Genomic DNA, 19,014 nt, shown 5'->3' with positions numbered 1-19,014 from the left:
GCCACAGCCCCTACTTCGCGTACTTGCGGAAGTCGGGCTTGCGCTTGTCCTTGAGCGCGGCCACGCCCTCGCGCGATTCCTCGGTGTCGTAGTACAGCTTGAGCGCGTACATGCCCATGCCCGCGATGCCGGCCTGGTGCGCCGTGTCCATGTTGAAGCTGCGCTTGGCGATCGCGATCGCCGTGGGGCTGCGCTCGCAGATGGTCTCGGCCCATTCCTGCACGGTGGCGTCCAGCTCGCCGTGCGGCACGCAGATGTTGGCCAGGCCCATGGCCACGGCCTCGGCGCCGCTGTAGCGCTTGTTCAGGTACCAGATCTCGCGCGCCTTCTTCTCGCCGACCACGCGCGCCAGGAAAGCCGTGCCGTAGCCCGGATCGACCGAGCCCATCTTGGGGCCGACCTGGCCCATGATGGCCTTCTCCGACACGATGGTCAGGTCGCAGATGGTGGCCAGCACGTTGCCGCCGCCGATGGCGTAGCCCTGCACGCGTGCGATCACGGGCTTGGGCACGTCGCGGATGGCGGTGTGCAGCTCTTCCATCGGCAGGCCGATGGTGCCGCGGCCGTCGTAGTTGCCATCGTGGGCCGACTGGTCGCCCCCGGTGCAGAAGGCCTTGTCGCCGGCGCCGGCCAGCACGATGCATCCCACGGCCTTGTCGTAGCCGGCCTTGTTCAGCGCGCGGATCAGCTCGTCGCAGGTGGTGCCGCGGAAGGCGTTCATCTTCTCGGGCCGGTTGATCGTGATCCAGGCCACGCCGTTGCGCACCTCGTACAGGATGTCTTCGAAATTCATGGGGTTCTCCTTGGGGGGTGAAGGTTCAGCCGTGCATGGTCAATCCGCCCGAGACGGACACCACCTGGCCGGTGATGAAGCCGGCGTCGTCGCTGGCGAAGAAGGCGATGGCGCCGGCCAGGTCGTCGGGCTGGCCCAGGCGGCCCAGCGGGATGGCGCTGCGGAAGGCCTCGAGCAGCTTGGCCGGGTCGCGCGCACCCTCGGCCACGCCGGCCAGCAGCGCGGTGTCGGTCGGGCCGGGGCAGACCACGTTGACGGTGATGCCCTGGCGCGCATGCTCGCGCGCCAGCGTCTTCGACAGCGCCACCAGTCCGCCCTTGCAGGCCGAGTACACGGCCTCGCCCGAGGAGCCGCCGCGCGCCGCGTCGGACGCCACGTTGACGATGCGGCCGCTGCGCCGCTCGGCCATGCCCGGCAGCACGGCGTGCAGCATGTGCAGCGCACCGGTCAGGTTGATCGCGATCAGCCGCTCCCATTCAGCCGGCACCGTCTTCACGAAGGGTTTGAACACGTCCCAGCCAGCGTTGTTGACCAGCACGTCGATGGGGCCCAGCGCCTCGGCCGTGGCGGCCACCGCCCGGTCGACGCTGGCGCGCTCGGTGATGTCGCAGCCCATGGCCTGGGCCTGGCCGCCGGCCGTGCGGATTTGCGCCGCTACCTGCTCGGCGGCCGCCAGGTTCAGGTCGAACACCGCCACCCTGGCGCCCTCGGCAGCGAAGCGCCGGCAGGTCGCCCCGCCGATGCCGCCGCCGCCGCCGGTCACCACCACCACCTTGTTCTCGAATCGCTGCATCGCACTGCTCCTGGGGTTGACCGGGCGGCGCCTTGCTATCGTGGGGGCAAGGCATTGCCCGGTTTTCAAATATAGGTAAATATATTGACTCAATTGTGGGTCGACCGGGCCGGCAATGCAAGCTCTGGTTTTAAGGAGATTTCGTGGTTTACCCTGAAGAAGAAACGCAAGCGGCCCGCATGGCGCTGGCCAACCGCTTGTTTTTTCGGCTTTATCAATGTGCAAACATGTTGCATAAAACCGGGACACGCGCGGTCGAGCAGGAGGGTCTCACCACGCAGCAGTGGGCGGTGTTGGGCGCCTTGTCGCGGCCCGAGGCCGGTGCCGGCATGAGCGTGGGCGACCTGGCCCGCTACCTCAAGGTGAGCCGACAGAACCTGTCGGGCCTGATCGGCCGCATGGAGCGCGATGGCCGCGTGCAAAGCGGGCCGGACCCGGTGGACCGGCGCTCGCGCGTGATCCGCATGAGCGAGGCCGGGCGCAGCCTCTGGCAGGACGAAGCCCTGCCCAAGATCCATGGCTACTACGGCCAGGTGCTGGAGGGCTTCTCGGTCAACGACGTGACGCACAGCCTGCACTACCTGCTCAAGCTGCTCGACAACATGCAGCGCGTGGACGATGCGCAGGGTGGCGCAGAGGCGGCTGGCGCGGGCGCCGACCCGGCCTGAGCCGCACAATGCGGCCCTTGTTCGTCTGCCACTGCTGCCATCCATGTCCACCACCACGCCCGCGGCCGAGCCGCGCCTGACCTCGCTTTCCCACGGCGGCGGCTGCGGCTGCAAGATCGCGCCCGGCGTGCTGTCCGAGATCCTGCGCAACCAGGGCGGCCTGCCCGTACCGCCCGAGCTGCTGGTCGGCATCGAGACCGCCGACGACGCGGCCGTCTACCGCCTCAACGACGAGCAGGCCCTGATCGCCACGACCGATTTCTTCATGCCCATCGTGGACGACCCGCACGACTTCGGCCGCATCGCCGCGACCAATGCGATCTCGGACGTCTACGCCATGGGCGGCAAGCCCATCCTGGCGCTGGCCATCGTGGGCATGCCGGTGAACGTGCTGTCCACGGCCACCATCGGCCGCATCCTCGCGGGCGGGCAGTCGGTATGCCAGGCGGCGGGCATCCCGATCGCGGGCGGCCACACCATCGATTCGGTCGAGCCCATCTACGGCCTGGTGGCGCTGGGCCTGGTGCACCCCGACCGCGTGCGCCGCAATGCGGGCGCGCAGCCCGGAGACCGCCTCGTGCTCGGCAAGCCGCTGGGCGTGGGCGTGCTGTCGGCCGCGTTCAAGAAGGAGCAGCTCGACGCCGCCGGCTACGCCCGCATGATCGACACCACCACGCGGCTGAACACGCCAGGCCCGGCCCTGGCCGCGCTGCCCGGCGTACATGCGCTGACCGATGTGACAGGCTTCGGCATCGCCGGCCATGGCCTGGAGATGGCGCGCGGCGCCAATTGCCAGGTGCTGCTGGACTGGGCACGCGTGCCGGTGCTCGAAGGCGTGCGCGAACTCGTCGCGGCCGGCTGCGTCACAGGCGCCTCGGGCCGCAACTGGCAGGGCTACGGCGCCGAGGTCGCGAGCACGCTGTCCGATGCCGAGCGCGCGCTGCTGACCGATCCGCAGACCAGCGGCGGCCTGCTGGTGTCCTGCGCGCCGGGCAGCGTGGAGGAGGTGCTCGCGCTGTTCCGCGCGCACGGTTTCGCGCAGGCGGCCGAGATCGGCGAAGTGCAGGCCTGGGCCGGCGGGCCGCGCCTCGTCGTGCGCTGATCACCCCAGCCGCAAACTCGACCCGCGCACCAGCAGCTGCCCCTGCAGCACGATGCGCCGCGGCGCGCGCTCGGGTTCGGCCATGCGCTGCAGCAGCAGCTCCGCCGCGCTGCGGCCGATGTCCTCGGTGGGCTGGGCCAGCACGGTGATGGCCGGCTCGGGCATGGTGGTCCAGTCGTTGTCGTCGAAGCCGGCCAGCGCCAGCTCGCGCGGCAGTGCCAGGCCGGCGGCGCGGGCGGCACGCCAGGCGCCCAGCAGCAGCAGGCCGCTGGTGGCCAGCAGTGCGTCGGGCCGGGTGCCGGCGGGCTCGGCCAGCAGCCGCGCCGCGCCGTCCTGGCCGGCCTGCGCGTCGGGCCGCAGGGCCAGCACGCGCGGCGGCAGGCCGGCTTCGCGCAACGCCGCCTCGTAGCCGGCCTGGCGCTGGCGGCCGGTGGTGCTGTGGCTGCCGGCCAGCAGCGCGATGCGCCGGCAGCCCTGGGCCAGCAGGTGGCGCGTGAGTTCGCCGGCGGCGCCCACGTTGTCCAGCAGCACGGCGTCGGTGGCCGCGGCCTGCGGTGCGCGGTCCACCATCACCAGCGGGAATGGCCAATGGCCGGGCTGGTGCCGCTCGGTGAATTCCAGCGTGGGCGCGAGGATCACGCCGCTGGCGCGCTCGTCAGCCATCAGTTCCAAATAGGACTGCTCCTTGGCCGGGTTCTCGTCGCTGTTGCACAGGATCAGGCGCAGGCCGGCTGCGTAGGCCATGTCTTCCACGGCCCGGCTGATGGCGGTGAAGAAGGGGTTGCGGATGTCGGCCACCACCAGGCCGATCAGCGAGGTGGTGCGCTGGCGCAGCCGGCGCGCCGCCAGGTTGGGCCGCCAGCCGAGCTCGGCGATGGCCTGCTGCACGCGCTCGCGCAGCACCGGGCGCACAGCGTCCGCATCGGTCAGCACGCGCGAGACGGTGGTGGTCGACACGCCGGCGCGCTGGGCCACATCCTTGATGCTGGGACTGCCTGGGTTGGCGAGGAGGGACGGCATAGGGTCTGGCTCGTCTTTGGTATCGATTCCTGGATTTTCGGTCGCCGTTGGCGGGCGCTCGGCACTGATTCATAAGTGTTTACCCTTGGATTTCTGGCCCAAACATCCCGTCGTCCTGGACTGCCGCGGGCTTCTTGCGGAATAATTTTGGTATCGATTCCAAAACTTTGGAGACACGCTTGGAAACCCTCCCCACTCCCGTGGAAGTCCGCCTTGCGGCCAGCCCGGCCGACCGCGACGACGCCGTGCGCAGCGCCGGCGCGCTGCTGGTGCAGGCCGGCTTCTGCGACGCCGCCTACGTCGCCAGCCTGCTGCGCCGCGAGCAGGTCGCCACCACCTACCTGGGCCAGGGCGTGGCCATTCCCCACGGCATGGTCGAAGACAAGGGCCTGGTGCGCCGCACCGGCCTGGCCGTGCTGCAGGTGCCGCAGGGCGTGGCCTGGGGCGGCGCCGACAAGCCGGTGCACCTGGTCGTGGCCATCGCCGCCGCGTCGGACGAGCACATCACCGTGCTGCGCCGGCTCACGCGGCTGATGCGCGACCCGGCCCGCATCGCGCAGCTGGTGGGCAGCACGCGTGCCGAGGAGATCGTCGCCGCGCTGACCAGCGATGCCGCGCCGGACGCCGCCGCCGCCCCGGCGCACGACTACCCGCTTGGCCTGGACCTCACGCTGAACTACCCCAACGGCCTGCACGCCCGCCCCGCCGGCCAGTGGGCGCAGCTGGCCGCGCGCTTCCAGGCTGCGCTGCGCGTGCGCCATGGCGATGCGGTGGCCGACGCCCGCAACATGGCCGCGCTGCTGAGCCTGGGCGCAGGCCGCGGCGCCGCGCTGCGCCTCTCGGCCCAGGGCCCGGATGCAGAAGCCGCGCTGGCCGCGCTGCGCGACCTGGTGCTGCGCTTGGGCGACGAGGAAACCCGCCAGGCCGAACTGGCCGCCGCCCGCCAGGCGCAGGCCCAGGGCTTGGGGCGACTGCTCGGCGACTGGCAGCCCGCCGCACGCCAGACCATCAACGGCATCGCTGCCAGCCCGGGCCTGGTGGTCGGCACGCTGGTCAGCGCCGAGGCCGGCACGCTGGAGGTGGCCGACACGCACCAGGGCTTCGCGCAAGAGGCCGCGCTGCTCGACCGCGCGCTGAACGCCGCCGCCGCACAGATCTACCACCTGGCCGAGCAGGCCCGCACCCAGGGCCGGGCCGAGCAGGCCGGCATCTTCGACGCGCACGGCCAGATGCTGCGCGACCCGGCCTTGCTGCGCGCGGTCAGCCGCCTGGTGGTGCAGGGCCACGGCGCAGCCTGGGCCTGGCGCCATGTGCTGGCCGAGCGCGTGGCCGCCCAGCGCGTCGTGGCCGACGCCCTGCTTGCCGCCCGCGCGGCCGACCTGCAGGACGTGGGCGAACGCGTGCTGCGCCATCTGCTGGGCCGCGGCGACGACGCGGGCACCGACCCCTCCACCTGGCCGCGCGATGCGCTGCTGTTGGCCGACGACCTCTCGCCCTCGGTCACCGCGCAGATCGACGTGCAGCGCGTCAAGGGCTTCTGCACTGCACGCGGCGGCCCCACGGCGCACACCGCCATCCTCGCGCGTGCGCTGGGCCTGCCGGCCGTGGTGGCCGCAGGCCCCGGCGTGCTGCACCTGCAGCCGGGCGAGCGCGCCATCCTCGACGGCTACCGCGGCCAGCTGCACATCGCACCGACCGAAGAGGCGTTGCAGCAGACCGCCGCCATGATCGAGCGCCTGGCCCGCCACCAGGCCGAGGAGGCCGCCAGCCGCCTGCAGCCCGCCACCACCACCGACGGCCACAGCGTCGAGATCGCCGCCAACGTGAACCGCGCCGACCAGGTGGCGCGCGCGCTGGAGCAGGGCGCCGAGGGCGTGGGCCTGATGCGCACCGAATTCCTGTTCCTCGAACGCGACCACGTGCCCGACGAGGAGGAGCAGTTCGCCGTCTACCAGGCCATGGTGCAGGCCATGGGCGGCCGCCCGCTGATCGTGCGCACGCTGGACATCGGCGGCGACAAGCAGGTGCCGCACCTCAACCTGCCGGTGGAAGAGAACCCCTTCCTGGGCGTGCGCGGCGCGCGCCTGTGCCTGCAGCGCGACGACCTGCTCATGCCGCAGCTGCGCGCGCTGGTGCGGGCCGCACAGACCGGCCCGCTGTCCATCATGTTCCCGATGATCAGCACGGTGGACGAGGTGCGGCAGTTGAAGGCCCGGCTGGCCGAGGTGCAGCAACAGCTCGGCATGGCGGGCCGGACCATTCCGGTCGGCATCATGATCGAGGTGCCCTCGGCCGCGCGCATGGCCGACCGGCTGGCCGCGCACGTGGACTTCTTCTCCATCGGCACCAACGACCTCACGCAGTACACGCTGGCCGTGGACCGCCAGCACCCGCAGCTGGCCGGCATGGCCGACAGCCTGCACCCGGCCGTGCTGCGCCTGGTCGCCGACACCGTGGCCGGCGCGCGCCGCCACGGCCGCTGGGTCGGCGTGTGCGGCGGCCTGGCGGGCGAGCCGCTGGGCGCGGCACTGCTGGCCGGCCTCGGGGTGCACGAACTCAGCATGAGCGTGGGCGACCTCACCGCCATCAAGGCGCTGCTGCGCCGGCACAGCCTGGCGGAGTTGCAGGCCCTGGCCCGGCAGGCGCTGGACATGGACGACGGCGACCAGGTGCGCGCACTTGGCGCGCAGCTGCGTGCCGCACCGGAGCGCGTGTGATGGCGGACGCAATGCAGGTCATCACCCTGACCCCGAACCCGGCGATCGACCACACCGTCACTTTGGAGCGTCTGGACCCCGGCGCCGTGCACCGCGCGCGGGCCGAGCAGTTCGAGGCCGGCGGCAAGGGCATCGGCGTGGCCGCCGTGCTGGCCGCGCTGGGCGTGCGCGTGGCGGCCGGTGGCTGGCTCGGCGCGGAGAACCCGCAGCGCTTCGAGCGCAGCTTCGCCCAGGCCGGCATCCTTGACGCCATGTGGCGCGTGCCCGGCCGCACGCGCACCAACATCAAGCTGGCGGACACCACGCACGGCGAGACCACCGACATCAACCTGTCCGGCATCGCCTTCGACCCGGTGCTGCAGGCCGGTGCCGAGCAAGGCCTGCTCGACAAGCTCGTGCCGCTGGTCGGCCCCGGCACCTGGGTCACGCTGGCCGGCAGCCTGCCGCCGGGCGTGACGCCGTCCGACATGGCGCGCGTGGCGACGGTGCTGCGCGGCCATGGCGCGCGGCTCATGGTGGACACCAGCGGGGCTGCGCTGCGCACGCTGCTCGATGCGCTTCAGCCTGCGCCTGATTTCATCAAGCCCAACCGCGCAGAGCTGGAGGAGCTGGTGGGCAAGCCACTGCCCACCGTGGCCGCCGTGGCCGACGCGGCGGCTGATCTGCAGCAAGGCGGCATCGCGCTGGTCATCGTCTCGCTGGGCGGCGAGGGCGCCGTCATCGCCAGCGGTGGTGCGCGCTGGTTCGCCGCGACCCCCAAGGTGCCCGTGGCCACCACGGTCGGTGCCGGCGATGCGCTGGTCGCCGGCACGCTGGGCGCGCTGATCGCCGGCCGTGCGCCGCTGGACGCCGCCGTCTTCGGCATGGCCTGTGCGGCCGCGCGCATCCAGCGCATCGCGCCCAGCCTGCCCCCCCTTGCCGAGATCGACGCGCTCGCCGCGCAGATCGTCCCGCAATCAATCTGACAAGCCACCGGAGACAACCACCATGGCCCAACTCTTCGCCATCGCCGCCAGCCAGGCCGGCCCCGCCCACAGCTTCATGCTGGGCGAGGCACTGGCGGCCGCTGCCGCCCGCCTCGGGCACGACCTCAAACTGCGCGTGGTCAGCAGCTTCGGCACCCAGGAAGGCTTCTCGCCCGAGGAACTGGCCAGCGCCCAGGCCGTGATCCTGGCGGCAGACGCCGGCAGCGGCATCGACCGCAGTGCGCTGCCGGCCGACCGGCTGCTGGAAGTGGCGCCCGAGGCCGTGTTCCGCGACGCCACGCAGGTCGTGCAGCAGGCCCTCGCGCGGCTGGGCATGGCCACGGCAGCGCCCGGGGCCCAGGCGGCCACCAAGCCGCTGCGCATCGTCGCCATCACCTCCTGCCCTACCGGCGTGGCCCACACCTTCATGGCGGCCGAGGCGCTGGAGCAGGGCGCCAAGGCCCTGGGCCACCAGATCCATGTGGAGACGCAGGGCTCGGTCGGCGCGCAGAACGCGTTGAGCGCACAGGCCATCGCCGACGCCGACCTCGTGCTCGTCGCCGCCGACACCCAGGTCGACCGCGCGCGCTTTGCTGGCAAGCGGCTGTACAGCGCCAGCACGAAGGCCGCCATCCACGACGCCGCCGCGCTGATCGGCAAGGCCCAGGCCGAGGCCACGCCCTGGCAGGCGGAGGGCGGCGCCGCGCCCGCGGCCGGTGCCTCGAAAGCCGCCGCCAGCGGCCCCTACAAACACCTCATGACGGGGGTGTCCTTCATGCTGCCCTTCGTGGTGGCGGGCGGGCTGCTGATCGCGCTGGCCTTCGCGCTGGGCGGCATCTATGTCTACGACGATGCGCACCAGGGCACCATCGGGTGGTCGCTGTTCCAGGTCGGCGCCAAGGCCGCGTTCGCGCTCATGGTGCCGGCGCTGGCGGGCTACATCGCGTTCTCCATCGCCGACCGGCCCGGCATCGCGCCCGGCATGGTCGGCGGCATGCTGGCCGGCACGGTGGGTGCGGGCTTCCTGGGTGGCATCGCGGCGGGCTTCATCGCGGGCTACGCCGTCAAATGGCTGAACCAGTGGATCCGCCTGCCGCGCGGGCTGGAGGGCTTGAAGCCCGTGCTGCTGCTGCCGCTCTTGGGCTCCGCCATCGTGGGCCTGTCGATGCTCATGGTCGTCGGGCAGCCCGTGGCCGCGGCCATGACGGCGCTGACCGAGTGGCTCAAGGGCATGCAGAGCAGCAGCGCCGTGCTGCTGGGGATCACGCTGGGCGCGATGATGGCGGCCGACATGGGCGGCCCCATCAACAAGGCGGCCTACGTGTTCTCCACCTCGCTGATCGCCAGCGGCGTGGCCACGCCCATGGCCGCCGCGATGGCGGCCGGCATGGTGCCGCCGCTGGGCATCGCGCTGGCCTGCAAGCTGTTCGCCAGCCGCTTCAATGCGGAAGAGCGCGAGGCCAGCAAGGCGGCCGCCGTGCTGGGCCTGGCCTTCATCACCGAAGGCGCCATCCCCTACGTGGCGCGCGACCCGCTGCGCGTGATCCCGGCCTGCGTGCTGGGCGCGGCCACGGCCGGCGCGCTGTCGATGTGGTGGGGCGTGGCGCTGCAGGCGCCGCACGGCGGCGTGTTCGTGCTGGCCATCCCGAACGCGGTGAACCATGTGCTGCTGTACGGCGCGGCCATCGTCGCGGGCACGGTGGTGACGGCCTTGGCATTGGGGCTGTTCAAGCGCAGGATCGCGGCCTGAGCACGGACAGCGGCCGCCTCGGCCCGGTATGGCGGTGCCCGGCACAGCCAGCGTGGCTGCTGCCTGCGGGCCGCGGCATCCACCGGGTGGCGGTGGCCGCGCCATGTGAGAAGCTGCGTGCCAGCCCGTGCAACCGCCGGGCCGCCATGACACACGAGGAGACGAGCCCATGAACCCGATCAACATCCTGGTCGCCCAGGGCGGCGGCCCCACCGCCGTCATCAACCAGTCGCTGGTGGGCGTGGTGCTGGAGGCGCGGCGCCACGCCGGCATCGGTGCGGTGTACGGCGCACGCCACGGTGTCAAGGGCATCGTGCGCGACGACCTGGTCGACCTGGGCGGCGCCAGTGCCGAGCTGCTGGAGCAGGTGGCCACCACGCCGGCAGCGGCCCTGGGCTCGACCCGCGACAAGCCCGACGCGGCCTACTGCGCCGCCATCTTCGACGTGCTGCGTGCGCGCGCCATCGGCCAGTTCTTCTACATCGGCGGCAACGACTCTTCGGACACCGTGCGCATCGTCAGCGAGGCGGCGCAGGCCCAGGGCTATCCGCTCAGCTGCATCCACATCCCCAAGACCATCGACAACGACCTGATGGGCAACGACCACACGCCGGGCTACCCCTCGGCCGCGCGCTTCGTGGCCCAGGCCTTCGCCGGGGCCGACCTGGACAACGCGGCGCTGCACGGGGTCTACATCGGGGTGGTGATGGGCCGGCATGCCGGCTTCCTCACCGCGGCTGCGGCGGCGGCGCGCCAGCACCCCGACGACGGCCCGCACCTCATCTACCTGCCCGAGCGCGCCTTCGACACCGAGCGCTTCCTGGCCGAGGTGCAGGCCGTCGTGCAGCGCCTGGGGCGCTGCGTGGTGGCGGTGTCCGAAGGCATCCACGACGCCGATGGCCAGCCCATCCTGGCCCAGCTCGGCAAGGCGCTGGCGCGCGATGCGCACGGCAACGTGCAGCTGTCGGGCACGGGTGCGCTGGCCGATCTGCTGTGCGAGCAGATCAAGGCACGCCTGGGCCTGTCGCGCGTGCGGGGCGACACGCTGGGCTACCTGCAGCGCTCCTTCGTCGGCTGCGTATCGGATGTGGACCAGCGCGAGGCCCGCGCCGTGGGCGAGCAGGCCATGCGCTACGCGATGCAGGGCCACGTGGCTGGTTCGGTGGCGGTGCTGCGCACTGAGGGCCTGGGCGCGCACTACCCGCTGATCCCCCTGGCCACGGTGGCCGCGCGCACGCGCACCATGGACGACGCCTTCATCGCCGCCAGCGGCAGCGATGTGACGCCGGCCTTCCTGGACTACCTGCTGCCACTGCTGGGCAGCGGCCGGGTGCAGACGCAGCGGCTGCGCCTGCCGGCCGTGGCGCCGCGCGCAAGCGCTGGCTGATCGCCTGCCACAGCGTCAGGCCGCCGGCAGCACCTGCTGCAGGAAGGCCGAGATGTCGGCGATCTCGTCCGGATGCACGCTGTGCGGCATCGGGTACGTCCGCCATTGCACCTGGTAGCCGAGCTTCTCCAGCACGGCGCGGGCCTCCTGCGCGCGCGGCAGCACCACCACCGGATCGGCCGTGCCGTGCGCCATGAAGATCGGCGTGCCGAAGTTGGCCGGGTGCCGCTCGGCCGCCAGGCTGTCGGCCAGCGGCAGGTAGCCCGACAGCGCGACCAGCCCGGCCAGCCGCTCGGGATGGCGCAGCCCGGCGTGCAGCGTCATCGCGCAGCCCTGTGAGAAGCCCGCCAGCACGATGCGGCGCGCCGGGATGCCGCGCGCCACTTCGTGGGCGATCAGGGCCTCGATGGCCAGCACCGAGCGGCCGATGCCTGCGGCATCTTCGCGGCGCACCAGGTCGGGCGCGAAGATGTCGTACCAGGCCGGCATCTCGAAGCCGTTGTTGATGGTCACCGGCATCACCGGCGCATGCGGGAACACGAAGCGGATCGGCGCGCAGCCGGACAGGTCCAGCTCGGGCACGATGGCGGCGAAGTCGTCGCCGCTGGCACCCAGGCCATGCAGCCAGATCACGGCGGCGGTGGGCGAGGGGGCGGATTCGATGTGGATGGCGTCGAGCAGTGGTGACATGGCGGCCTGGATGGGAAAAGTGCCGATGTTAGGCCGCGCCCGTGGCGGCCTGCTTGGCGTGCAGCTTGGCGGCGATGTATTCGCCGTGGGTGACATGCAGCAGGTCGGCGATCTTGAGGATGGTGTGGTTCTCGTGGGCCGCCACGTGCAGGTCGGCATAGGCCACGGTCCACAGCGCCTCGACCAGCGCCACCTTCTGCGGCTGCGTGAAGCGTTCGTTCAGCACGCTGGTGAAGCGGTGGTAGTCGTACAGCGTCTGGGCTTCGGTGTTGGCCAGTTCCAGCAGCCGCGCGATCTCATCGTCGGTCAATGCGAACTTGCGGCGCGGCGCCTCGAGCACGGCTTGCTGTTCGGCCGGCCCGGCACCGGGCTCTGCGCGCATGACCTCGACCAGCAGCACCGCGGCGGCCAGCTGCTGGGTGTGCTCGCGCTGCGCCAGCGACTGGCCGGCGGCGGGGGCGGTGAAGGCGTCGAACAGGTCCTTGAGGGTGCGCAGCATGCAAAGGCTTTCGGGGGCGGCAGTCAGGGGTGGATTCACGCAGCCTGGCGCTGGTTCCCGGCAGCCGCGACCAAGCCCAGCTGGCGCAGCTGCGCCTCCAGCGCCGCCACCGAATCCCAAGGCAGGATGGGCGCATTGCCGCGCTCGTCCGGCGGGTTCTGCAGCAGCCCGTCGGACCAGCCGCCGCAGCCCGTCAGTGGCAGCAGCGGCCGGTGGTGCAGCCAGGCCAGGCAAACCTCGGAGATGGTGCCGGCGCGCCCGCCGATGACCAGGCAGGCATCGCCTGCCAGCGCCATCAGCAGGTTGCGGGCATCGCCCATGCCGCAAGGGATCACCACCGTGGCTGGCCAGTCCGGCGCCGGCATCTCGCCCGGCGGCACGATGCTGACCACCAGCCCGCCCGCGGCGATGGCCTGTTCGGCCGCCACGCGCGTGGCCGGGCTGCCGCAGCCGCTGACCAGCGTGATGCCGAGCTGCGCCAGCAGCCGGCCGGCCGCGGCGGCCAGCTCGTAGGCCGCGCTGCCGGGCTCGGCGCTGCCGAGCACGCAGACCTGGGGGCGGCGGTGGGATGGTGTCAACGTCATCGTTCAGTCGCTTTTTTCAATCAGCCTTCGACGCGCCTTGACTTCCAGTAGTCGGGCTTCCTGGAAAAGGGCGCGATGGCCAGAACGTAGATTTCATCCTGGCGGTCAAGGTAGACCACCGAAAACGGGAACTTCTTGGGATAGCAGCGCCGCGTGCCATGCTTGTGCGCGGTGCCCATCGCAGGAAACTCGGCTGCAAGGGCGATGGCATCCTCGACAGCCTTGACGAAGCGTTGCGCCAAGGCTTGGCTGACCGCCTTGTAGTACAGCGCTTCATGCACGATCTCGGCCCGGGCCGCATCGTGGATGCGGACCGGCTTCACTCGATCAGGCGGCGAACGTCGGCAAAGACCTCGGCGGCGGGGATGAGTTTGGCGTTGCCGCTGTCGATGTCGACGATGCGGCGCAGGATTTCTTCGTCCCAGGCTGCTTCCGCCTCGGCGTCGACGTCTTGGACTGTGGCCAGCAACGCTTCGGCGAGCTGCACACGCTCGCCCGGCGATAGAGCCAGCGCCTTGCGCGAGAGTTCTTCGACAAGAGTGGTCATGGCAATCTCCTGAGTGCAGGGCAGTTTAGTTCGGACCCTATCAACGGGGTCTGAAGTGGTCCGGCCCTGTTCATGGCGCAGATTGCCCTGGTGCGCTCTGCCCGTAGGCCAGCTCCATGCGCCAGGCCAGCCCCAGGAACAGCGACTGCGCCAGGCACAGCGTGCTGGTCAGCGAGCGGAAGCCGAAGGTGGCGCCGTCCTGCGCCAGCAGCACCGCGTCGGCGCGCTTGGCCAAGGGGCTCAGCCGGCTGTCGGTCAGCGCCAGCACCTTGGCGCCGCGCGCCGCGGCGCTTTCCACCACGTTGAGTGTCTCGCTCGCATAGGGCGCGAAGGACACGGCCACCAGCACGTCGCCCGCGGCCAGCGCGCGCAGCTCGCCTTCCTGCATGTGGCCCAGGCCGTGCAGCCAGTGCACCGGCTTGTCGGTGTGCTGCAGCGCATAGGCCAGGTAGGCGCCGACCGGAAACGCGCGGCGCGAGGCCACCAGCCACAGCGCGGGCGCCTGGGCCATGAGGTCGACCGCCGCGTCGAAATCGCCCTCTGGCAGGCCCTGCTGCAAGGCTTGCAGGCTGGCGATGCTGCCGCCGATCACCTCGTGCGCGATCTGCGCGGGCGAGCCGGCGCCGGCCAGGGCGCGCACGCGCTGCTGGTAGCCGCCCTCGGCCGCCAGCTGGCGCGCCGCGCCGGCGCGGAACAGGGCTTGCATCTCCGAATAGCCGGCGAGCCCGAAGTGCTTGGCGAAGCGCACCACGGCCGAGGGCTGGACCTCGCACTGGCGCGCGGTCTCCTGGATGCCGTCCAGTGCCAGCCGGTCGCGCTGCGCCTCCACATGGCGGGCGATGGCCTTGAGCTGGCGCGACAGCGGCTCGTAGCCGGCGCGCACGGCCGCCAGGAAGGCGTCGGCATCGGCATAGGGCGCCAGCGTGGCAGCGGGCGCCGCAGGGGCATTTCTATTTTTCAAAGTATTGGAAATTTATTTCTAAACACGATACCATGGCGCCCAGTTCCTTCATGCCGAGCCTGCTGTGATGCCGAGTTTGCACTTCCCCAGCGCCGATGCGCGCGACTTCGACGTGGCCTGCCTGGGCCGCATGGCCGTGGACCTTTACGCGCAGCAGATCGGCTGCTCGCTGGAGGAGGCCCACAGCTTCAACAAGTACCTGGGCGGCTCGTCCGCCAACATGGCCTTCGGCACCGCGCGGCTGGGCCTGCGCTCGGCCATGGTCTCGCGCGTGGGCGACGAGCAGAACGGCCGCTTCCTGCTGGAAACGCTGCGCCGCGAGGGTTGCGACGTGAGCCAGGTGCAGGTCGACCGCGAACGCCTCACGGGCATGGTGCTGCTGGGCCTGCGCGACCAGCACAGCTTTCCGCTGCTGTTCGCCCGCGAGAACTGCGCCGACATGGCCATCGACGCGGCCGCCATCTCCGAAGACTTCCTCGCCCGCTGCCGCTGCCTGGTGATCACGGGCACGCATTTGTCCACGCCCGGCACGCTGGCCGCGAGCCGGCGCGCGCTGGAGATCGCGGGCCGCCATGGCCTGGTGCGCGCGCTGGACATCGACTACCGCCCCGTGCTGTGGGGCCTGGCGGCCAAGGGCGACGGCGAGACGCGCTACGTGGGGAGCGACAGCGTCTCGGCCCACCTGCAAGCCCAGCTCGGCCAGTTCGAACTCATCATCGGCACCGAAGAGGAATGGATGATCGCCGGCGGCGTGGAGGGCGATCTCATGGCCAGCCTGCGCCGGGCGCGGGAACACACGCAGGCGGTCTTCGTCGTCAAGCGCGGCCCGCTGGGCTGCAGCCTGATCGAGGGCGCGGTGCCGGCCGCCATCGACGACGCGCCCACAGTGCTGGGCGAACGCATCGAGGTGCTCAACGTGCTGGGCGCGGGCGATGCCTTTGCCTCGGGCCTGCTGGCCGGGCTGCTGCGCGGCAAGACGCTGGCCGAGTCGGCCGCCATTGCCAACGCCTGCGGCGCCATCGTGGTGTCGCGCCACGGCTGCGCGCCGGCCATGCCCACGCAGGCCGAGCTGGCGCACTGGTTCTCCGGCCACCGCCACCCGCGGCCCGACAAGGACCCGGTGCTGTCGCACCTGCACCGTGTCTCCGCGCCCCGCGCGCAGTGGCCCGAGGTCTGCGTGCTGGCCTACGACCACCGCTCGCAGCTCGAAGACCTGGCGCGCACCACCGGCGCCGATGCCGCGCGCCTGCCCGCGCTCAAGCTGCTGCTGAACGAGGTGGTTGCGCAGGTCGAGCAGGACAGTGGAAACCGCGGCCGCGTCGGCGTGCTGATCGACGGGCGCATCGGCCAGGCCGCGCTGCACGCCGCCGCCGGCCGCGGCTGGTGGATCGGCCGCCCGGTGGAGAAGCCCGGCTCGCGCCCGCTGCGCTTCGACGGCACGGCCTCGCTGGCCTCGGAACTGGCGCACTGGCCGCGCGAACACACCGTCAAGTGCCTGGCCTTCTACCACCCGGACGACGCCGAGGCGCTGCGCACCGAGCAGGAGGAATGGCTGCAGCAGGTGTGGGAGGCCACGCGCGCCAGCGGCCACGAGCTGCTGCTCGAGCTGATCCCGCCGGCCGACACGCTGGCCCCGGGCGACGAGGGCCAGGCCGTGGTGCGCGCCGTGCGGCGCCTCTACGACCTGGGCTTCCAACCCGAGTGGTGGAAGCTGCCGCCCATGGCCGCCGCGCAATGGCAGGCGCTGGACGCGCTGGTGCGCGAGCGCGACCCCTGGTGCCGCGGCGCGGTGATCCTGGGCCTGTCGCAGCCGCTGGAGCAGCTGGTCGCCAGCTTCCAGGCTGCGCAGGCACCCATCGTCAAGGGCTTCATGGTCGGCCGCAGCTGCTGGACGGCACCCGCCGCGGCCTGGCTGCAGGGCGAGATCGACGACGCGGCGTTCACCGCGCAGGTGGCGGCCAACTTCCGCCGTTTGATTGCAGGCTGGCGCGCCAGCCGCGGCTGAACACGCGCTGCCGCGATGCGGCCACGCCCCTCGTGCATTCATTCCATCAGGAGACTTCCATGCCATCGATCCGTCCCGGTGTCACGCGCCGCTCCGTGCTGCTTGCCGGTGCCTCGGCCGCCGTCGCCGCGCCCGCTTTTGCGCAGGCGGCCTATCCGAACAAGCCCATCGAACTGATCGTGCCCTTCGCGGCCGGTGGCGGCACCGACGTGCTGGCGCGTGCGCTGGCCGAGAGCGCGCGCCCGCATCTGGGCCAGAGCCTGATCGTCGTGAACCGCGCCGGCGCCAGCGGCGGCGTGGGCTGGGCCGAGCTCATCAACGCGCGGCCCGACGGCTACAAGCTGGCCATCATCACGGTGGAGATCACCATGATTCCGCACATGGGCGTGGTGAAGTTCAGCGCCGACGATGTGCTGCCCATCGCGCGCCTCAATGCCGACCCGGCCACCATCGCCGTGCGCACCGAGGCGCCGTACAAGACGGCGGAGGAATTCCTCGCCGCCGCACGCAAGGCGCCGGGCGACCTGCGCGTGGGCAATGCCGGCCCCGGCTCGCTCGGCCACCTGGCCGCTGCGGCGCTGGAGGACAAGGCCGGCGTGCAGCTCAACCACGTGCCGTTCCGCGGCGCCAACCCGGCCGTGCTGGACCTGCTGGGCGGCCACATCGACGCCGTGGCCGTGACGCCTGTGGAGGTGGCCACCTATGTGCAGGCCGGCAAGATCCGCCCGCTGGCCGTGATGGCCGACAAGCGCATTGCGGCCGGCTGGGAGCAGGTGCCGACGCTCAAGGAGCGCGGCATCGACCTCTTGGTCGGTGGCTGGCGCGGCTTGGCCGCGCCCAAGGGCACGCCGCCGGAAGCGCTGGCGGTGCTCCGTGAGGCCATGGCCAAGACCCTGCGCGAGCCGGCCCTGCGCGAGACCATGACCAAGCAGAACATGGGCGAGGGCTACCTCGACGAAGCCGGATTCAGATCGGTGATCGCACGCGACAACGCTACATTCCGCGAGCTGATCCAGCGCCTGGGCATCAAGCCCGCCTGACCACGAAGGAGGAGACAGACATGGGCAACACAGCTTTCGGCCGCTTCGCCGGCAAGACCGCCTTCATCACCGGCGGCGCCAGCGGCCTCGGCCTGGCCAGCGCGCGCCGCCTGCTGCGCGAAGGCGCCCGCGTGGCGCTGGCCGACGTCAACGCGCACGAGCTGCGCCGCGTGGCCGATGAACTCGCGCAGCCTGCCGGCCACGTGACGCAGCACGCGCTGGACGTGACCAACGCCGCCCAGGTCGAGGCCGCCGTCGACGCCGCCTGGCAGGCGCACGGCGCCATCGACGTGCTGGTCAACAGCGCGGGCGTGAGCTTCCAGGGTTCGGTGCTGGACACGCCGATCGAGGCGTGGCGCCGCGTGCTGGACATCAACCTGACCGGCACCTACCTGGCCACCCAGGCCGTGGCGCGGCGCATGGTCGAGCGGCGCCAGGGCCGCATCGTGATGCTGGCGTCGATCTCGGGACAGCAGGTCTGGTCGGGCCGCGCGGCGTACTGCGCGTCCAAGGGCGCGGTGCTGGCGCTGGCCAAGTCTTGCGCGATCGACCTGGCGCCCTACGGCATCACCGTCAACTCGGTCTCGCCCGGGCCCATCGAGACGGCGCAGACCGCCACCCTGCATGGCCCGGTGATCCGCCAGGCCATCGTGCAGGCCACGCCCATGGCCCGCTACGGCCAGGCCGACGAGGTGGCCGATGCCATCGCCTTCCTGGCCAGCGACGATGCGCGCTTCGTCAACGGCCACGACCTCGTGGTCGATGGGGGACTCACGAGCGCGGCTATCCTGTACGACCTGAAGCAGAACCCACAGAAAGCATGACCCCGATCCGCGCCCTGATCTTCGATTGCGATGGCACGTTGGTCGACAGCGAGCCCTGGCTCGTGGAGGCCATGCTGGCCGAGGGCGCGCTGTACGGATTGCCCGGTTCGGCGCGCGAAGTGCTGGACGCGCAGCGCGGCGCACCGATGTCGCGCCAGATCGCCGTGGTGGCCGCACGCAGCAGCCAGCCGCTGCCGGCCGATTTCGAAGACCGCGTGCGCGCGCGCATGGCAGGCTACTTCAAGGCGCACCTGCAGCCCATCGAAGGCGCGCTGGAACTCGTGCGCAGCCTGCAGCTGCCGTTCTGTGTGGCCTCCAACGGGCCGCGCCACAAGATCGAACTCGTGCTCGGCCTCACGGGGCTGCTGCCGTGGTTCGAGGGCCGCATCTTCAGCGCCTACGACATCGGCGCCTGGAAGCCCGCGCCCGACCTGTTCCTGCACGCCGCGCAGCAGATCGGCTGTGCGCCGGCGGATTGCGCCGTTGTCGAAGACAGCGCCTCCGGCATCACCGCCGGCCTGGCCGCCGGCATGCGCGTGTTCGTGCTTGGCGAGCAGGCCGCGGACCTGCCATCGGACGTGCTGCGCATCGCCACGCTGTCGGAGCTGCCCAAACGGCTCAGGGCCCCGGCGTAAGCACGCCATCAGAATTTCGGTTCCATCCACCCGA

The 19,014-nt window shown here is 71.6% G+C and carries 19 protein-coding genes; 10 read left to right on the top strand and 9 right to left on the bottom strand.

Annotation, left to right across the window (positions count from 1 at the left end; translation table 11 throughout):
• Positions 1 to 10: 10 nt before the first annotated feature.
• Together badI and badH are read right to left on the bottom strand one after the other, a co-directional pair.
• On the bottom strand, positions 11 to 793 hold the full coding sequence (gene badI, locus DES41_RS15315; protein WP_114468542.1) for a 2-ketocyclohexanecarboxyl-CoA hydrolase: 783 nt from the start codon (positions 791 to 793) through the stop codon (positions 11 to 13).
• A gap of 25 nt (positions 794 to 818) precedes the next feature.
• The gene (gene badH, locus DES41_RS15310) at positions 819 to 1,586 is read right to left on the bottom strand and encodes a 2-hydroxycyclohexanecarboxyl-CoA dehydrogenase (RefSeq protein ID WP_114468541.1); all 768 of its coding nucleotides are present in this window, start codon (positions 1,584 to 1,586) and stop codon (positions 819 to 821) included.
• A 179-nt stretch (positions 1,587 to 1,765) separates the two neighbouring features.
• On the opposite strand from badH, the gene DES41_RS15305 reads away from it, so the two are divergent.
• On the top strand, positions 1,766 to 2,254 hold the full coding sequence (locus DES41_RS15305) for a MarR family winged helix-turn-helix transcriptional regulator (protein WP_114468540.1): 489 nt from the start codon (positions 1,766 to 1,768) through the stop codon (positions 2,252 to 2,254).
• A 43-nt stretch (positions 2,255 to 2,297) separates the two neighbouring features.
• Complete coding sequence (gene selD, locus DES41_RS15300) at positions 2,298 to 3,356, top strand: selenide, water dikinase SelD (RefSeq protein WP_114468539.1); 1,059 nt, start codon at positions 2,298 to 2,300, stop codon at positions 3,354 to 3,356.
• On the opposite strand, the gene DES41_RS15295 is transcribed toward selD, so the two are convergent.
• Complete coding sequence (locus tag DES41_RS15295) at positions 3,357 to 4,376, bottom strand: LacI family DNA-binding transcriptional regulator (RefSeq protein WP_114468538.1); 1,020 nt, start codon at positions 4,374 to 4,376, stop codon at positions 3,357 to 3,359.
• A 179-nt stretch (positions 4,377 to 4,555) separates the two neighbouring features.
• Between DES41_RS15295 and ptsP the strand changes: the two genes are divergently transcribed.
• From ptsP to DES41_RS15275, 4 genes are all read left to right on the top strand, one after another.
• Positions 4,556 to 7,093, top strand: coding sequence for a phosphoenolpyruvate--protein phosphotransferase (gene ptsP / locus DES41_RS15290; protein WP_114468537.1), 2,538 nt, complete (start codon positions 4,556 to 4,558; stop codon positions 7,091 to 7,093).
• Positions 7,093 to 8,058 (top strand): 1-phosphofructokinase family hexose kinase, encoded by a 966-nt coding sequence (locus DES41_RS15285; protein ID WP_114468536.1) that lies wholly within the window; start codon positions 7,093 to 7,095, stop codon positions 8,056 to 8,058. The genes ptsP and DES41_RS15285 overlap by 1 nt, the downstream gene beginning before the upstream one ends.
• Positions 8,059 to 8,080: 22 nt before the next feature.
• On the top strand, positions 8,081 to 9,808 hold the full coding sequence (locus DES41_RS15280) for a PTS fructose-like transporter subunit IIB (RefSeq protein WP_114468535.1): 1,728 nt from the start codon (positions 8,081 to 8,083) through the stop codon (positions 9,806 to 9,808).
• Positions 9,809 to 9,977: 169 nt separating this feature from the next.
• Complete coding sequence (locus DES41_RS15275) at positions 9,978 to 11,195, top strand: 6-phosphofructokinase (RefSeq protein WP_114468534.1); 1,218 nt, start codon at positions 9,978 to 9,980, stop codon at positions 11,193 to 11,195.
• Between the two features lie 15 nt (positions 11,196 to 11,210).
• On the opposite strand, the gene DES41_RS15270 is transcribed toward DES41_RS15275, so the two are convergent.
• The 6 genes from DES41_RS15270 to DES41_RS15245 all read right to left on the bottom strand — a co-directional run bounded on the left by DES41_RS15270 (position 11,211) and on the right by DES41_RS15245 (position 14,476).
• Positions 11,211 to 11,885 (bottom strand): alpha/beta hydrolase, encoded by a 675-nt coding sequence (locus DES41_RS15270; RefSeq protein WP_114468533.1) that lies wholly within the window; start codon positions 11,883 to 11,885, stop codon positions 11,211 to 11,213.
• Between the two features lie 28 nt (positions 11,886 to 11,913).
• A complete protein-coding gene (locus DES41_RS15265; protein WP_114468532.1) occupies positions 11,914 to 12,384 on the bottom strand; it encodes a tellurite resistance TerB family protein in 471 nt (156 codons plus the stop codon).
• A gap of 35 nt (positions 12,385 to 12,419) precedes the next feature.
• Positions 12,420 to 12,968 (bottom strand): SLOG cluster 4 domain-containing protein, encoded by a 549-nt coding sequence (locus DES41_RS15260; RefSeq protein ID WP_114468531.1) that lies wholly within the window; start codon positions 12,966 to 12,968, stop codon positions 12,420 to 12,422.
• Positions 12,969 to 12,988: 20 nt separating this feature from the next.
• Positions 12,989 to 13,291: a type II toxin-antitoxin system RelE/ParE family toxin gene (locus DES41_RS15255; RefSeq protein ID WP_170168187.1), complete on the bottom strand. Its 303-nt coding sequence runs from the start codon at positions 13,289 to 13,291 to the stop codon at positions 12,989 to 12,991.
• Positions 13,288 to 13,515: an addiction module protein gene (locus DES41_RS15250; RefSeq protein ID WP_114468529.1), complete on the bottom strand. Its 228-nt coding sequence runs from the start codon at positions 13,513 to 13,515 to the stop codon at positions 13,288 to 13,290. Before DES41_RS15250 ends, DES41_RS15255 begins: the two co-directional genes overlap by 4 nt.
• A gap of 70 nt (positions 13,516 to 13,585) precedes the next feature.
• On the bottom strand, positions 13,586 to 14,476 hold the full coding sequence (locus DES41_RS15245) for a MurR/RpiR family transcriptional regulator (protein ID WP_114468528.1): 891 nt from the start codon (positions 14,474 to 14,476) through the stop codon (positions 13,586 to 13,588).
• A 67-nt stretch (positions 14,477 to 14,543) separates the two neighbouring features.
• Here DES41_RS15245 and DES41_RS15240 point away from each other — a divergent pair, with 67 nt between their 5' ends.
• The 4 genes from DES41_RS15240 to DES41_RS15225 are packed head-to-tail and all read left to right on the top strand — an operon-like array spanning position 14,544 to position 18,980.
• On the top strand, positions 14,544 to 16,481 hold the full coding sequence (locus tag DES41_RS15240) for a bifunctional 5-dehydro-2-deoxygluconokinase/5-dehydro-2-deoxyphosphogluconate aldolase (RefSeq protein WP_114468527.1): 1,938 nt from the start codon (positions 14,544 to 14,546) through the stop codon (positions 16,479 to 16,481).
• Between the two features lie 59 nt (positions 16,482 to 16,540).
• Positions 16,541 to 17,521: a tripartite tricarboxylate transporter substrate binding protein gene (locus DES41_RS15235; protein WP_114468526.1), complete on the top strand. Its 981-nt coding sequence runs from the start codon at positions 16,541 to 16,543 to the stop codon at positions 17,519 to 17,521.
• Positions 17,522 to 17,541: 20 nt separating this feature from the next.
• Positions 17,542 to 18,345: an SDR family NAD(P)-dependent oxidoreductase gene (locus DES41_RS15230; RefSeq protein ID WP_114468525.1), complete on the top strand. Its 804-nt coding sequence runs from the start codon at positions 17,542 to 17,544 to the stop codon at positions 18,343 to 18,345.
• A complete protein-coding gene (locus tag DES41_RS15225; RefSeq protein WP_114468524.1) occupies positions 18,342 to 18,980 on the top strand; it encodes an HAD family hydrolase in 639 nt (212 codons plus the stop codon). Before DES41_RS15230 ends, DES41_RS15225 begins: the two co-directional genes overlap by 4 nt.
• Positions 18,981 to 19,014 lie beyond the last annotated feature (34 nt).

It is taken from the genome of Pseudorhodoferax soli (assembly GCF_003337555.1).
Classification (GTDB): Bacteria; Pseudomonadota; Gammaproteobacteria; order Burkholderiales; family Burkholderiaceae_C; genus Pseudorhodoferax; species Pseudorhodoferax soli.
Note: the sequence above shows the minus strand (reverse complement) of the source record. Positions and strands in the feature narration are given on the sequence as shown.

Bases quoted from the DNA above. Each gene is read 5' to 3' on its own strand.
- badI (WP_114468542.1), bottom strand. From the start codon at position 793: ATGAATTTCGAAGACATCCTGTACGAGGTGCGCAACGGCGTGGCCTGG.
- badH (WP_114468541.1), bottom strand. From the start codon at position 1,586: ATGCAGCGATTCGAGAACAAGGTGGTGGTGGTGACCGGCGGCGGCGGC.
- DES41_RS15305 (WP_114468540.1), top strand. From the start codon at position 1,766: ATGGCGCTGGCCAACCGCTTGTTTTTTCGGCTTTATCAATGTGCAAAC.
- selD (WP_114468539.1), top strand. From the start codon at position 2,298: ATGTCCACCACCACGCCCGCGGCCGAGCCGCGCCTGACCTCGCTTTCC.
- DES41_RS15295 (WP_114468538.1), bottom strand. From the start codon at position 4,376: ATGCCGTCCCTCCTCGCCAACCCAGGCAGTCCCAGCATCAAGGATGTG.
- DES41_RS15285 (WP_114468536.1), top strand. From the start codon at position 7,093: ATGGCGGACGCAATGCAGGTCATCACCCTGACCCCGAACCCGGCGATC.
- DES41_RS15280 (WP_114468535.1), top strand. From the start codon at position 8,081: ATGGCCCAACTCTTCGCCATCGCCGCCAGCCAGGCCGGCCCCGCCCAC.
- DES41_RS15275 (WP_114468534.1), top strand. From the start codon at position 9,978: ATGAACCCGATCAACATCCTGGTCGCCCAGGGCGGCGGCCCCACCGCC.
- DES41_RS15270 (WP_114468533.1), bottom strand. From the start codon at position 11,885: ATGTCACCACTGCTCGACGCCATCCACATCGAATCCGCCCCCTCGCCC.
- DES41_RS15265 (WP_114468532.1), bottom strand. From the start codon at position 12,384: ATGCTGCGCACCCTCAAGGACCTGTTCGACGCCTTCACCGCCCCCGCC.
- DES41_RS15260 (WP_114468531.1), bottom strand. From the start codon at position 12,968: ATGACGTTGACACCATCCCACCGCCGCCCCCAGGTCTGCGTGCTCGGC.
- DES41_RS15250 (WP_114468529.1), bottom strand. From the start codon at position 13,515: ATGACCACTCTTGTCGAAGAACTCTCGCGCAAGGCGCTGGCTCTATCG.
- DES41_RS15240 (WP_114468527.1), top strand. From the start codon at position 14,544: ATGCCGAGTTTGCACTTCCCCAGCGCCGATGCGCGCGACTTCGACGTG.
- DES41_RS15235 (WP_114468526.1), top strand. From the start codon at position 16,541: ATGCCATCGATCCGTCCCGGTGTCACGCGCCGCTCCGTGCTGCTTGCC.
- DES41_RS15230 (WP_114468525.1), top strand. From the start codon at position 17,542: ATGGGCAACACAGCTTTCGGCCGCTTCGCCGGCAAGACCGCCTTCATC.
- DES41_RS15225 (WP_114468524.1), top strand. From the start codon at position 18,342: ATGACCCCGATCCGCGCCCTGATCTTCGATTGCGATGGCACGTTGGTC.